Origin of the sequence: Hyphomicrobium sp. LHD-15 (genome assembly GCF_031157355.1) — a bacterium.
Lineage (GTDB): Bacteria > Pseudomonadota > Alphaproteobacteria > Rhizobiales > Hyphomicrobiaceae > Hyphomicrobium_C.
This window is the reverse complement of record NZ_JAVIFT010000002.1, coordinates 858,696-872,261: the sequence shown is the minus strand read 5'-3', so window position 1 is coordinate 872,261 and position 13,566 is coordinate 858,696. Positions and strand designations below refer to the sequence as shown.

The window sequence follows — 13,566 nt, the reverse complement described above, 5'->3', positions numbered from 1 at the left end:
ACAAAAAATGCAATACTTATAACACCTTGCGCGACATTCACGCCCCTAATACATGTGATCGGAAAATCACCGCAAAACGTGGGGACCGATGTCGCGCCTTCCTCTTCAAACAGTCGAAAGTGCTCCCGTAGAAGCCAAGGACGCGCTCGCGGCAGCCGAGAAAAACAACGGCTATTTGCCGAACCTGCTGGGCGTTCTAGCCAACGCCCCAGTCGCGCTCGAAACCTATCTGACTGTTTCGGGCATCAACGCGAAAAGCTCTCTGACTCTCGCCGAACGCGAAGCTGTGCAGATCACAGCAGCAGCGACTCACGGCTGCGGGTTCTGCGTCGCCGGTCACACCGCCATCGCCTACAAGAAGGCCCGCCTCGACGAAGAAACCGTCGAAGCGTTCCGTTCGCTGGCGCCCCCATCGGACCCGAAGCTCGCGGCCGTCGCCGCCTTCACATCCGCAGTAATTGCAAGCCGCGGCGCCGTCAGTGACGAAGCGCTTGCGAGCTTCAAGAGCGCCGGCTTCAACGACCAAGCCGCGCTTGAAGTCGTGCTGGGTGTCAGCCTCGCAACACTGTGCAACTTCGCCAACAACCTCGGCCAGCCGTCTCTCAATCCGCAGCTCGAACCCTATCGCTGGAACGGCACGCTCGCCGCCGTTGCGGAATGAGCGCGAGCCCCGCACATCCTGGCAGACAACACCTCGATCCCGCCACCGCGGAGTGGCTGGAGGAGGCCGCTCACGGGCTCGATACCGGCACAGAGCCTCCAGCGGCGATTCTACCCGCCCTCGCTCAAGGCGGCCTCACACGTGTTGGAATCCCGCAATCTATCGGCGGGACCGGCGGCGATCTCACCGACGCCGTCACGGCCATTGCCGAAGTTTCGTCCCTGTCGCTCGCAGCCGGCTTCGTGCTGTGGGGGCATCGCACTTACACCGAATATCTGCTCCAGAGCGACAACGTGGGGCTCCGCGAGCGCCTGCTGCCTGAGCTTGTGGCGGGCCGGATCGCCGGAGCCACGGGCCTCTCGAACGCAATGAAGTTCCTGGCTGGGCTCGAGGAGCTGCAGATCACGGCGCGCGCGGAAGAGGCGGATCTCGTCCTCGATGGAAAACTGCCCTGGGTCACCAACCTCCGCCCCGAAGGCTTTCACGTAGCCGCTGCCGTTTCTCATGAGAATGGCAGTGCGTTGATCGTGTCGCTTCCCTCGAATGCGCCAGGCGTCGCGCGCTCGCCCGATCTCGACTTGTTCGCGCTGCGCGCTTCCAACACGGCGGCAATCACGATCTCGAATACGCGGCTCACCGCCGATGACGTGATCAGCAATGAAGCGCATGCTTGGCTGAAACAGGTGCGCCCGGCCTTTCTCGGCATGCAATGCGGCATGTCCATCGGCTTGGCGCGTCGCGCGCTTCACGAAGCCAGCGCCGCCGCAGGCGCGGGTCGCCACGTGCTAGCCCATCCGATTGCGGAGCTGACAGCATCCCTCGCAGTCGAGGAGCGTGCCCTGTTCGAGGGATTGAAGAACCACCGCTTCCTGGCGGACCCGGCATCCCTGTTCCGTATCCGCATTGTGCTGGCCGAAATCACCGAAGCCGCCGTCGGTCTCGAGTTGCAGGCATCCGGCGGCCGTGCCTATCTCGCCGGTCCAGGCAAAAGCTTCGCCCGGAGATGGCGCGAAGCCGCGTTCATACCGGTGGTCACGCCTAGCCTCGTCCAGCTCAAGACCGCTCTGGCAGCGGCCAAGACATCCGCGCCGGCAATCGAAAGCGCGCTTGCATGACTCTTGCGACGCCGCTTCTTGAAGCCGATAGCATCACGCTCGGGTACGGAAATTCCGGCCCGGTTCTCGCTGACTTCGGGCTTGCCCTCAACGCCGGCGAGATCGTCACTATTCTCGGGCCGAGCGGCGTCGGAAAATCGAGCTTGATCCGCGTTCTTGCCGGCCTGCAGCGCCCCAGCGCAGGCCGCGTCGCCGTCGCAGGCAGCGCGATCGAAGGCGTACATCCACGCGTCGCGATCGCCTTCCAGAACCCCGGGCTTCTGCCCTGGCTCACGCTCGAGCGCAACGTCGGCTTCGGCTTGAGCTTCAAGCGTCAACCCCGCCTCGCAGCCGATGACCGGCGCGTGCGCATAGAAACCGCAATCCGCCGCGTCGGCCTCGAGCACGCCCGCCACCGTCTACCGGCGGAGTTGTCGGGTGGCATGGCGCAACGGGCCGCCCTCGCACGCTGCCTCGCGCGCCAACCGCAGGTTCTTCTCCTTGACGAGCCATTCGGCGCGCTCGACGAAATCACGCGCGCCGACATGCAGCGCCTGTTGTTGACGGTCGTCCGCGACTTCCGCACCGCCACGGTGCTCGTCACCCACGACATCGACGAGGCGCTTCTCCTGTCCGATCGCATCGTGCTGCTCGGCGGCGCTCCGGCGCGTCAGCTTGCCCAATGGAAAATCGAACTTCCGCAACCCCGAGACGATAGCGTGGCCGAGTTGGGTCGGATCCGCATCGACATCGTCCAGGCGTTGCACAAGGCCGTAGTTCGTCATCACTAAAAACGCATCTAGGGGACCCAACATGAACGACGAATTCTTCTCGCGACGCGACCTCATGAAGCTCTCCGCCCTGCTCACCGCAGGCGGCGCGCTGCCGTTTCTGAAAAGCTTCGAAGCCCGCGCCCAGGCGCCGGACGAGCCGGTGAAGATCGGTTATCTCCCGATCACCGATGCGACGCCGCTGCTCGTCGCCCACGCCAACGGCTATTTCGAAGCCGAAGGCATCAAGGCCGAGAAGCCCGTTCTGCTCAGGAGCTGGGCGCAGCTGGTCGAAGCCTTCATCTCCGGTCAGGTCAACGTCGTCCACGTCCTGTCGCCGATCGCCGTCTGGGCTCGCTACAGCAGCAAGGTTCCGGCCAAGATCGTGGCTTGGAACCACACCGCAGGCTCCGCGCTCACCGTTGCCAAGGACATCAACTCGGTGAAGGACCTGGGCGGCAAGACCGTCGCCATTCCGTTCTGGTACTCGATCCACAACGTCGTGCTGCAGGAGCTCCTGCGCGCCAACGGACTGACACCTGTTTCCAAGAAGGACAACCCGGCTCCGAACGAGGTCAACCTCGTCATCCTGGCGCCGCCGGACATGGTACCGGCCCTCGCCGCCAAGACCATCGCTGGCTACATCGTCGCCGAGCCGTTCAACGCCGCGGGCGAAGCGCTCGGAGTCGGCAAGGTTCTGCGCTTTACCGGAGACGTCTGGAAGGATCACGCCTGCTGTGTGGTGCTGCTGCATGAGCGCGACTTGAGCCAGCGTGCCGAGTGGTCGCAGAAGATCGTCAATGCGGTAGTGAAGGCCCAGGTCTGGACTCGCGCCAACCGCGTCGAAACCGCGAAGCTGCTCTCGAAGGACGGTGCCAACAAGTACACGCCGCATACCGTCGAAGTCCTGAAGAAAGTGCTTGCGCCCGAGAAGACCGACCTCACCGACTACCTGGCTTCCGGCGCGATCGTCCACAAGGACTGGAACGAAAGCCGCATCGACTTCCAGCCCTATCCCTACCCGAGCTACACCGAAGAGCTGGTGAAGCTCCTGAAGCGCACGCTAATCGAAGGCGACAAGGGCTTCCTCGAAGCGCTCGATCCCGCGTTCGCCGCCAAGGATCTCGTCGATGACAGCTTCGTCAAGAAGGCCGTGCTGGCCAACGGCGGCCTCGCCGCGTTCGGCCTTCCGGACGGCTTCGAGCGAAAGGAAGTGATCGTCACGTGAGCGAAGTGGCCGGCGGCATCGCGACAACGAACGCAACCCATCGGAGGCAGCCGGCAGAGCGCGGAACTCTGCTCGGCCGCCTCTTGACGGCTCGCTTCGTGCAGGGCTTTGCCGGCATCGGCGCCATCGTGCTCGTTTGGTGGATCGCAACCGCCCTCCTGGCGCCGGAGGGCGGACTTGCCGCACGCTTTGCTCCCGGAGCGACGTTCGAGAGCTTGCTCGTTCTTCTGGCAAGCTCCGACCTGCCGCTCCATATCGGCGTCAGCTTGAAGCGCATCCTGGTCGGCCTCGCGCTCGCGCTGGCGATCGGCGTTCCACTCGGCCTTATCGTTGGCCTTAACAAGACAGTCGAAGCCGCGACCTCCCCGGCCTTTCAATTCCTGCGCATGATCTCGCCTCTGTCGTGGATGCCGATCGCGGTCATGCTGCTCGGCGTCGGCGACTATCCGATTTACTTCCTGCTGACGTTCGCCGCCGTCTGGCCGATCCTGCTCAACACCGCTGCCGGCGTCCGTCATCTCGATCCGGCCTGGCTCACGCTGTCGAAAAGCCTCTGCGCCACGCCCTGGGAGAATCTGATCCACGTGGTGATCCCCGGCGTGGTCGGGCATGTCCTCACCGGCGTGCGGCTTGCCATCGGCATCCTTTGGATCGTGCTGGTGCCGTGCGAGATGCTGGGTGTCTCGGCCGGCCTCGGTTACATGGTCCTCGATACCCGAGACCGCCTCGCCTATTCCGAGCTGATGGCGATGGTGATCGTGATCGGCTTCCTGGGCTTTCTGCTCGACGCTGCCGCCCGTGCCCTACATCGGCGCTGGCTACCGGGATCGTCAGCCTGACGCGCCAACCCCGGGGCGCCACGTAAATATCTGAAAAATATAAATATTTCAGAACACACTTGTTCGCCTCAATCGAACCACTCTACATGTTATAATATCCGAGACGCGCTGGCCGCTTTGTTTCGCCGAGGGCATGCGGCAAGGTGCGGGCGCGCGGGTCTCGGCGAAGCGCGCTCTGCCGCTCCGCCACGCACGGGCCTTCTTCACCGTTCATATCGGCTCGAGGATTCGGGAGTTCCGGGAATGCGCCTCTTGAGGCGTCGCCAAGGTCTCAGATATTTGGCTCTGCTCGCGCTGGCGGTTCAGTTCACCGCCGTATTCGGCCATGTGCACGCCGGCCCCGTCTCTCACGCGCGCGTCGGCCTTCAAGCTCACACATTCTTCGCGCCCGCCTCCAAGACTTGCCTGCCGGGATTGCCCGAGCATTCAGATTGCGTCATCTGTGCCGCAATAAATCTTCTCGGCGCATCGGATCTCCCGCAACCGGTATCCATGCCGAGCATGGCCTTGCATCTCTCAGACGTGCTGATCGGCCACGACGTCGATGCCATGCCCGATCTCGCCACGTCCTCCTTTGACGCCCGCGGTCCCCCGCACGATCGCTTTGCCTGACACAGCCGGAAATACCCCCATGGCATGATGCGCAGGGGGTATTGGCTGTCCTCTCCAGTTTCCGTACGGCTACCGCTCCAGGACGGATGCGAACGCCGCGATCAATCGAATTGCGACCCATGGTGAAACCAATGAAAGCAAGCACTCTTGTTGTTGTCCTCAGCGTTGCCGCTGCTGCGCCGTCGTTTGCCCACGAAGAACATCGCGAGCTTGGCGCCCATGTCCACGGCCACGGCACGTTGAACATTGCCGTCGAGAAGACGCGTGTGTCGATCGAGTTGGAAGCCCCCGGCATGGATATCGTCGGCTTCGAGCACAGCGCCGAAAGCGCCGAGCAGAAGGCAGCCCTCGCGAAAGCAAAAGCGCAGCTCACCGATCCGCTGGCTCTGTTCAAGATTCCCGCTGCCGCCGAATGCAAGCTCTCGGATGCCAAGGTCGAACTGGAATCCGGAGGTGAGCACGCGCACGGCAAAGACGAAAAAGCCGACGCCCATGATCACGACCACGGCGACAAGGACGGCCATGATCACGACGGCAAAAGCGCTCACAACGCCTTCCACGTGACGTACGCCCTCGAATGCGCCAAGCCCGAGAACATCACCTCGATCGCGTTCGACTATTTCAAGGCATTCGCAGGAGCCAAGGAACTGGACGTCAGCGTCGTGACCGAGAAAGCCCAGAACAAGTTTGAGGTCACACGTGAGAAGCCAGTACTGGATCTCGCAGGCGCCATATGAGTTCGTTGCCAACCGTTGAGCCTCGGCGCGCCGAGCAGTCGCACGCACACATTGGATCGGACCCCGCCATCGTAAAGATGGCGGACCTTCGCTTTACGTGGAAAGGGCCGAGCGCCTTTTCCCTTGCGATCCAGGATTTCGTGCTTCCGCCCGCAAAGAGAATGCTGATCGTCGGGCCCTCCGGCTCCGGCAAATCGACGTTCCTGAGCCTGCTCGCCGGAATCGTCACTCCCAATGAAGGCCGCGTCGAAATCCTCGGCACCGACACGTCGACGCTATCCTCCGCCGCGCGAGATCGCTTTCGCGCCGAGCACTTCGGCATCATTTTCCAGATGTTCAACCTGCTGCCCTATGGCTCCGTTATCGACAACGTCGTGCTGCCTCTGAGCTTCTCGGCAAAGCGGCGAGCGCGAGCCGAGGAGAAGGGAAGCGTCGAAGCCGAGGCACAACGTCTTCTGACGAGCCTCGGGCTCGGCGAAGCGAATTACCGGGACGTTCCCGCCTCCCGCTTGAGCGTCGGCCAGCAGCAGCGCGTTGCAGCCGCACGCGCCCTGATTGGCCGCCCCGAGATCATCATCGCTGACGAGCCGACCTCGGCTCTCGACCGGGACCGACAGATCGCGTTCCTGGACCTGCTATTTTCAGAGGTTTCCGCCGCGGGATCGGCTCTCATCATGGTCAGCCACGACGAGACCCTCGGCAGCCGCTTCGATAGCGTCGTTCGGTTCGATGATATCGCCGTGGCGGAAAGGGCGACCGCATGATCATTCCGCGTCTCGCCCTTCAATCCTTGCGCAATCGCTCCCTCACCGCCGTGCTGACCGTGCTCGGGATCGCCATCAGCGTCATGCTGCTGCTCGGCGTTGAGAAGGTTCGAACCGGCGCCCGTCAGAGCTTCGCCGACACCATCTCCGGCACGGATCTCATCGTCGGAGCGCGCAGCGGCTCTCTCCAACTGCTACTCTACTCCGTATTCCGGATCGGCAACGCCACCAACAACGTCACCTGGAAAAGCTATCAGGACATCGCCGAGCAACCCGATGTCGATTGGATCGTGCCAATCTCGCTAGGGGACAGCCATCGCGGTTTCCGCGTTCTCGGCACCACGCCCGAATACTTCGCCCGCTATAAATACCGCCGCGGCCAGCCACTCGCGTTCGCCGCCGGTGCACAATTCAACGATCTGTTCGACGTCGTGATCGGCGCCGATGTCGCGACCGCGCTCGGCTATAAGGTCGGCGATCGCGTTGTCGTCGCCCATGGCGTCGGTAGCGTGTCGTTCGTCGAGCATGAGGACAAGCCGTTCCGCGTGTCCGGCATCCTCGCCAAAACAGGAACGCCAGTCGACAAGACGTTGCACGTGAGCCTCGAGGCGATCGAGGCGATCCACGTCGACTGGCAGAACGGCATGCCCGCGCCGGGAGAAAGCGTTTCAGCCGACGACGTGCGCAAGATGCAGCTCGCACCGAAAGCAATAACTGCCGCGTTCGTGGGCCTGAAGTCGAAGCTCGCGACATTCCGCATGCAACGCGCCATCAACGACTACAGCGAGGAACCGTTGTCGGCGATCATTCCCGGAGCCGCCCTGCAGGAGCTGTGGGGCTTGGTTTCGACGGCCGAAACAGCTCTCTCGATCATTTCCGCCATGGTGGTCGCAACCGCGTTGCTCGGCATGGTCACGACGATCCTGACGTCCCTCAACGAGCGGCGCCGCGAAATGGCGATCCTGCGGTCCGTCGGAGCCCGGCCCACGACCATTCTTGGCCTGCTCGTCGTAGAAGGCACGCTGCTGACGCTCGCGGGCGTGATCCTGGGGACTCTTCTTCTTTACATATCTCTGTACGCTCTTCGCCCCGTGATCGATCGCGCCTATGGTCTGGATGTGAACATCGGCCTGCCTTCCACGTCGGATCTGACCATCCTGGCCGCGATCGTCCTCGCTGGCGTCGTGGCGTCCGTGCTGCCCGCTCTCAGGGCCTACCGCCTGTCAGTCGCGGACGGCATGATGATCCGCACCTAGACCATGATCGCAAAGAAAAGAAATCATGGTCTAGAGAACCAAAGGGAACCGAGAGACGTGACGCGATCTACTTCAATGACCTTCGCCGCGGGTCTCGCGGCCCTCTTCCTCGTCTGCGGAGGAGCCGGCGCGGCGGACGCGCCACTCGCGCTCAAGTGGGCTCAGCTCGTTCCCGCGAAAGCCCCCGCGGCGCCGAGTTCGCGAACCTTCTTCTCTGGCGTACCGAGCAAAAGCGACAACGGCGAACCTGCGCCGCCGCCACTACCGGAAGGCAAGTTCATGTCGATGAAGCGGCGACAGCCCGGAGCAGGCACGCCGCCGGCCGTCGTGGCCGAGCTCAACGGCAAAAACGTGCAGATCGGCGGCTACGTGGTGCCGCTGGATTTCGAGGCGACGAGCATCAAGGAGTTTTTGCTTGTCCCGTTCGTGGGCGCATGCATTCACGTCCCGCCACCACCCGCAAACCAGATCATTTACGTGAAATCCGCACGCGGCATCGAGATCTCGGGCTCGTTCGACCCTGTGAAGGTCACTGGAACACTCAAGACCGAAACCGCTTTCACGGGCCTCGCCGATGCGGGCTACAGCATCGAAGCCGACGAAATCGAACGCATCACGCCCTGACCTCGGCAGGAGGTCAGGGCGTGAACACGCTACCATTCCACCAGACTTAGAATTTGACGCCTAGCGCAGCTTCGAACGTGCGCGGCGGCGCAATCCAGCCTTGAACCATATTGTCGTCATAGGGATACGAACGAACGTAAGGCGCATAGACTTCGTCGAACACGTTCTTGATCCTGAAGTCGAGGGTTGCCCTGTCCGTCGGCTTCCATTGAAGGCCAACGTTCGTGACGGTATAGGCCGGCCGCTCGATTGTATTCGCGTGGTTTGCGAACGCCTCTCCGACGTACTGCAAGCCAGCACTCGCCCGCCAGCCTGCCGCAAAATCCCACGTCAACCAAATGTTGGCCGTTTTCTCAGGCACCAAGAGCGGAACATTTCCTGAGTGGTCGACCATCTCGAACGTGCTGAAATCGATGTACGAAAACTCGTCGTACTGAGCTTTCAGCAAAGCGCCGTTCGCATCCACACGCCAACCGCGCCCAAGCTCGAGACCCACCGTCGCTTCGACGCCCCGCGAAGACTGCTGCCCAATCTGAAGGAGACCCGCGGGGAACGTGCTGTAGTCGCGGACAAGCAGATCGGTTTTGACGATGTCATAGGCCGCAAGCGACCACTCGAACGCTCCGTTGAACAGAGATTGCTTTACGCCGATTTCATATTGACGACCACTGGTCTGCTTGAGATTCGAAATATCTTTCGCGTAGTCGAGCAGCGGAACGTCGAGAGGGTCCGTCGCAACCGAATACTGACCAAAAAACGCAAGATTTCGTACCGGCGTAATGACTGCGCCGACCCGCCAATTGAACGAGTTGAATTCTTTCTCGAAGCCGTTGGCGGAAACCTGCAGATCGTCCCTGGTCAACGTGCTCGAATCCCAGCGAACGCCTCCGACCACAGAAACATGCTCGTTGAAGATGATCCTATTCTCCGCGAATACCGACTTCTGATCGAGCTCGGATGCGAAGCCCGGGACGAGCCGATTGGGATCGGGGAACGTACCGGGGATGGGATCGTAAGGATCGACAGGAGCGGCCATGTCGAAATAGCTCGCGTAGCCGAACTTTGCCCGGTTCACGTCAAAACCGACGACGGTCTCGTTGCCAATTCCTCCAAAGCCGGTCCGCAAAGTCGCATCCGAGCGATTACCGATTTGCTCCTGCTTCTGGCGAATATGGATACCTTCTCGATCGACGAGATTCGGAGCAGAGTATCCCCAAAGGTAATCCTCAGCGTTGCGAAACTCACGCCGGCTATCGAGCATGTAGGCCACGTTGCGGAACGACAGAGCATCGCTCGCCTTCCACTCGGTCTTGAACTGGGCCCAGCTGTCGCGAAACTCGGTCATGGCGTTGGCCACGTTGTAGTTGTTGTCCTTCGTCCGCTTGTCGAACACACCATTGCGGTAGGGCGTTCCGAAGTACTTCATCGGTTCCTGATCGCCATAGTCGTGCGAAAGCGTGAACACGAGATCCGATGTCGCCTGCCAGCGCAGAGCTCCCGAAATCCCGAGGTTATCGGACTCGCCACGATCGACCCACCCATCAGACGCATCCGCGCTCACGTTGAACCGATAGGAAACAGCCTTGGAAATCGCACCACCGCTATCGAGGGACGCGCGACGCGTCATGTTGCTGTCGAAGAAAATCTGCGCCTCGTTGAACATGCCCTCGGTGATCGGCTTCTTCGGAATGACGTTGATGATGCCGCCGATAGCGCCATCTCCATACAGCACCGATGCTGGGCCGTGCAGAACCTCGATCCGCTCGACCGACCACATGTTGAATGGAAACGAAATGCTGCCTCTTCCCGGAAACAACCGCGTTCCGTCATAAAGCTGCATGACCGAGTTGTTGCCCTGGAAGCCGCGCGCGGCAAATGCGCTGCCGAGCACGGGCATGGCGACGCTGCTGAACCCCGGCGCATTCTGCGTCACGGCGTCCACGGTCGAAAACTGTCCGCGCTCGCGTGCCGTCTCTCCGGAAATGATATCCACGCTGGCCGGCGTCTCGAGTGGCGTCAGCCCGAGACGGCTTCCACTCGTCCCCTTCGTGGAGAGATTGGGCCCCGGAGAACTCTCGTTCGGCGCGCCGCCGGTGCCTGTATCGACTGGCTTTACTGCCGCAGGCGCTTCGACAGCCTGCACGGACACCGGCTGTGTTACCGGCTTTTTGCTTGCGGCTTTCTTCTTCGGCGCGGCGCCTTCGACAACGACAGGCGGCAGCGGATCCGACGATTGCGCCTGCGCCCCGCCCGCAGTTGCGGACAGCACGAAAACGGACGCGGTCAATCTCAGAGAAGCATCAAAGAAGCGTTTTGAAAGATGAAATGTTGTTTCCACAGAAGGTCCCCGTCGGCGGTCCTTGGACGGGAAGCGGCTTGGAATCGTACTGACGTGGGCGAGCCGAACGCAATAACGCTCGCTGTATCGAAATACAGATAGCTTGACCCACAATCGGGTTTTCTGAATTGCGCGAGACTTTGCCCATGAGGCGACCTGAAGCTGCTTCCATCCGGTTGCACATCAGTCGCCACTACGAGTGACCGTCCCTTTGCGCGTCCCGCACATCAGGTGGGCGACTTGTGGCGGCAGGTCTCCTGGCTCACGGCTCAAGCACTTCAGTCGGCCTTCCCAGCAGCATAAGCCGCCAGTGGCATTGCGAAAGAAGCTTGCCGTCTACAGTTGCGGGCGCAGCCACGGATTCGACAGATGTCTGACCGTGTTCCCTATTAATCCGGCGTTTGAATGATCAAGCGCCGGAACCATCACGCCTTCACTGTGCACTCAGGAATGTGGAAGGTTCAACAGTGAAATGTCTCGACTCGAGGACATCACCGGCCGGGATGCAGAACGGCCACAGGATCTTCAGGCCCAGATCAGATGTACGAAGCTTCCGGTCACCGAGCCAATGCGCGACCCCAAGGGACGGCGCGCCTGTTGGCCCGCATTGCGGCAGTCGAACAACGCCGGTCCTGTATCGGAGACAAGCGTCGCATAGTGGAACTCATGTCCAGCCCATTGCGTCCCCTGCGCACCCAGCACGCAGTCGCTGAGCAGTCGGACATCGCGATAGCCGAGATGCAGCCGCCGGTCCGCAAACGACGTCTCAGCCTTGAGCAATCCTAGCATTTGATGCCGCTCGCCGTTCGCATCGACGAGCCCCTCGCCCAGAACCATGTATCCTCCGCACTCGCCATGAATGGGAACGGATTTGGCGGCGAGACGCGCGACCCCCTCCTTGAAACGAAACGCGTTCGCAAGCCTGCCGGCGTGCAACTCGGGATAGCCGCCTGGCAGCCAGACGGCATCGGCCGCCGGATCGGGCGCCTCGTCTGCAAGCGGCGAGAACGGAATGATCTCGGCCCCGCGCCGGCGCCAGCTTAGAAGCAGATGATTGTAGGTGAAGGAAAACGCCTCGTCCTGAGCAACCGCGATGCGTGAACCCGGAGGGCCAGGAGACGTCCCCAAAGGCGTTGAAGCGGCATCGGAAAACGAAGGCTTTGCCGCAAGTGAAAGCAGAGCGTCGATGTCGATCGCGTCCGAGAACACGTCGGCCAATACGGACAGCCGCTCCGTCTCCCCCATCTCGACCGCCTGAACCAGACCGAGATGGCGCTCGGGAATCTCAAATCCCTTATGACGCGGAATGGCCCCCACCACATTGATGCCGAGGCGCTCGAACGCCGGCAGGATCAGCGCTGCATGCCGCGCGCCCGCCACGCGATTGAGAATGACACCTGCAACGCGAACATCGGAGCGATAATTTGCGCATCCTGCCGCAAGCGCCGCCGCAGTCTCCGTCTGGCCTTGCACGTCGATGACAAGCACCACCGGCCATCCGGTCAGGGCCGCAAGATCGGCGGTGGAAGCGCGGCCCGATTTGCCGTCGTCGTCCACGCCGTCGAACAACCCCATGACGCCTTCCGCAACCGCGACATCGGCACCGACGGACGCGTCGGCAACCAACGTTCGAAGCGCGGGAGCCGGCATCGCCCAGGTATCGAGATTGAAGCAAGGGCGCTCTGCCGCGAGCTGATGATGCCCGGGATCGATGTAATCCGGCCCCGTCTTGAACGGCTGAGGGATCAGGCCACGGCGCTTCAAGGCCGCGAGCAGGCCAAGCGTCACCGTCGATTTGCCGGCGCCCGAATGCGTGGCCGCAACGATAAAGCCGGGCGGAAATTGCAACGTCATGCGGTCGCCATCCCCGCAGCGATCCTTGGCCGCAATCCGGCAATCGAGCCCACGACGACAATTGCAGGTGGCCCGAAGCCATGCGCGATGGCGTCTGCCGCGACGGTATCGAGCCGGCTGTCGATGACCCTTTCGCTCTCGAGCGTCGCATGCTCGACAATCGCGACCGGCGTATCCGGCGCGAGCCCGCCCCTGATGAACGCCTCTGCGATCTCCGCAAGGCGCGACATCGCCATATAGAGCATGATCGGCTGGCCGGTGGCCGCCATGATCTCGAACTCTCGCATCGTCTCCGTGTCGAAGGCGCGGTGCCCCGTCATCAGAATGACGGCGTGATTGCTGAGGCGCGTGGTGGCGGGAACGCCGGCATGTGCCGCGCCAGCCAGCCCGGCGGTCAAACCCGGAACGATGCGATAGCGAATGCCGGCTTCAGCGAGTGCAAGTGCTTCCTCCCCGCCGCGCCCGAACACGAACGGATCGCCACCCTTGAGACGCAGCACGCGACGGCCATCCCGCGCCCGCGCGATCAGAACCTCGTTGATGTCGGTCTGGTGCGGCGACGGCTTGCCTCCCCGCTTACCGGCGTTCGTGATCGTCGCGCGCTTAGACGCAAGCTCCAGAATGCGCGGATCGACCAGCGCATCGTGAACGACGTCGTCCGCATTGCGGAGCGCATGAAGCGCGAGCAGCGTCAAAAGGCGCGGATCGCCGGGGCCTGCGCCCGCAAGCCAGACTTCACCCGGCGCGAATACTGGAAACGACGGAAAACTGTCAGGTAGATCCTGCATG

General features: G+C 62.1%; 13 protein-coding genes and 1 riboswitch. Of the genes, 10 read left to right on the top strand and 3 right to left on the bottom strand.

Features of this window, described 5'->3' with window-relative positions; translation table 11 throughout:
• Positions 1–88 precede the first annotated feature (88 nt).
• The 10 genes from RCO24_RS10650 (at position 89) to RCO24_RS10605 (ending at position 8,585) form a co-directional block, all read left to right on the top strand.
• Positions 89–661 (top strand): carboxymuconolactone decarboxylase family protein, encoded by a 573-nt coding sequence (locus tag RCO24_RS10650; RefSeq protein WP_308961926.1) that lies wholly within the window; start codon positions 89–91, stop codon positions 659–661.
• Positions 658–1,776, top strand: coding sequence for an acyl-CoA dehydrogenase family protein (locus tag RCO24_RS10645; RefSeq protein ID WP_308961925.1), 1,119 nt, complete (start codon positions 658–660; stop codon positions 1,774–1,776). Before RCO24_RS10650 ends, RCO24_RS10645 begins: the two co-directional genes overlap by 4 nt.
• The gene (locus RCO24_RS10640; protein ID WP_308961924.1) at positions 1,773–2,546 is read left to right on the top strand and encodes an ABC transporter ATP-binding protein; all 774 of its coding nucleotides are present in this window, start codon (positions 1,773–1,775) and stop codon (positions 2,544–2,546) included. Before RCO24_RS10645 ends, RCO24_RS10640 begins: the two co-directional genes overlap by 4 nt.
• Positions 2,547–2,568: 22 nt before the next feature.
• The gene (locus RCO24_RS10635) at positions 2,569–3,753 is read left to right on the top strand and encodes an ABC transporter substrate-binding protein (RefSeq protein ID WP_308961923.1); all 1,185 of its coding nucleotides are present in this window, start codon (positions 2,569–2,571) and stop codon (positions 3,751–3,753) included.
• Positions 3,750–4,592 (top strand): ABC transporter permease, encoded by an 843-nt coding sequence (locus RCO24_RS10630; protein ID WP_308961921.1) that lies wholly within the window; start codon positions 3,750–3,752, stop codon positions 4,590–4,592. Before RCO24_RS10635 ends, RCO24_RS10630 begins: the two co-directional genes overlap by 4 nt.
• A gap of 243 nt (positions 4,593–4,835) precedes the next feature.
• Positions 4,836–5,204: a hypothetical protein gene (locus RCO24_RS10625; protein WP_308961920.1), complete on the top strand. Its 369-nt coding sequence runs from the start codon at positions 4,836–4,838 to the stop codon at positions 5,202–5,204.
• A gap of 131 nt (positions 5,205–5,335) precedes the next feature.
• Complete coding sequence (locus RCO24_RS10620; RefSeq protein WP_308961918.1) at positions 5,336–5,941, top strand: DUF2796 domain-containing protein; 606 nt, start codon at positions 5,336–5,338, stop codon at positions 5,939–5,941.
• Positions 5,938–6,705: an ABC transporter ATP-binding protein gene (locus RCO24_RS10615; RefSeq protein WP_308961917.1), complete on the top strand. Its 768-nt coding sequence runs from the start codon at positions 5,938–5,940 to the stop codon at positions 6,703–6,705. Before RCO24_RS10620 ends, RCO24_RS10615 begins: the two co-directional genes overlap by 4 nt.
• Positions 6,702–7,961: an ABC transporter permease gene (locus RCO24_RS10610; RefSeq protein WP_308961916.1), complete on the top strand. Its 1,260-nt coding sequence runs from the start codon at positions 6,702–6,704 to the stop codon at positions 7,959–7,961. Before RCO24_RS10615 ends, RCO24_RS10610 begins: the two co-directional genes overlap by 4 nt.
• A 75-nt stretch (positions 7,962–8,036) precedes the next feature.
• Positions 8,037–8,585, top strand: a complete 549-nt coding sequence (locus tag RCO24_RS10605; RefSeq protein ID WP_308961915.1) for a DUF3299 domain-containing protein — start codon at positions 8,037–8,039, stop codon at positions 8,583–8,585.
• Between the two features lie 46 nt (positions 8,586–8,631).
• On the opposite strand, the gene RCO24_RS10600 is transcribed toward RCO24_RS10605, so the two are convergent.
• From RCO24_RS10600 to cobA, 3 genes are all read right to left on the bottom strand, one after another.
• Positions 8,632–10,872 (bottom strand): TonB-dependent receptor, encoded by a 2,241-nt coding sequence (locus RCO24_RS10600; RefSeq protein WP_308961914.1) that lies wholly within the window; start codon positions 10,870–10,872, stop codon positions 8,632–8,634.
• A gap of 280 nt (positions 10,873–11,152) precedes the next feature.
• A riboswitch (cobalamin riboswitch) is annotated at positions 11,153–11,365 on the bottom strand.
• 83 nt (positions 11,366–11,448) lie between these two features.
• A complete protein-coding gene (locus RCO24_RS10595) occupies positions 11,449–12,777 on the bottom strand; it encodes a cobyrinate a,c-diamide synthase (RefSeq protein WP_308961913.1) in 1,329 nt (442 codons plus the stop codon).
• Positions 12,774–13,565 carry a uroporphyrinogen-III C-methyltransferase gene (gene cobA / locus RCO24_RS10590; RefSeq protein WP_308961912.1) on the bottom strand — a complete coding sequence of 264 codons (792 nt, stop codon included), beginning with the start codon at positions 13,563–13,565 and terminating at the stop codon, positions 12,774–12,776. Before cobA ends, RCO24_RS10595 begins: the two co-directional genes overlap by 4 nt.
• Between the last annotated feature and the right edge of the window lies 1 nt (position 13,566).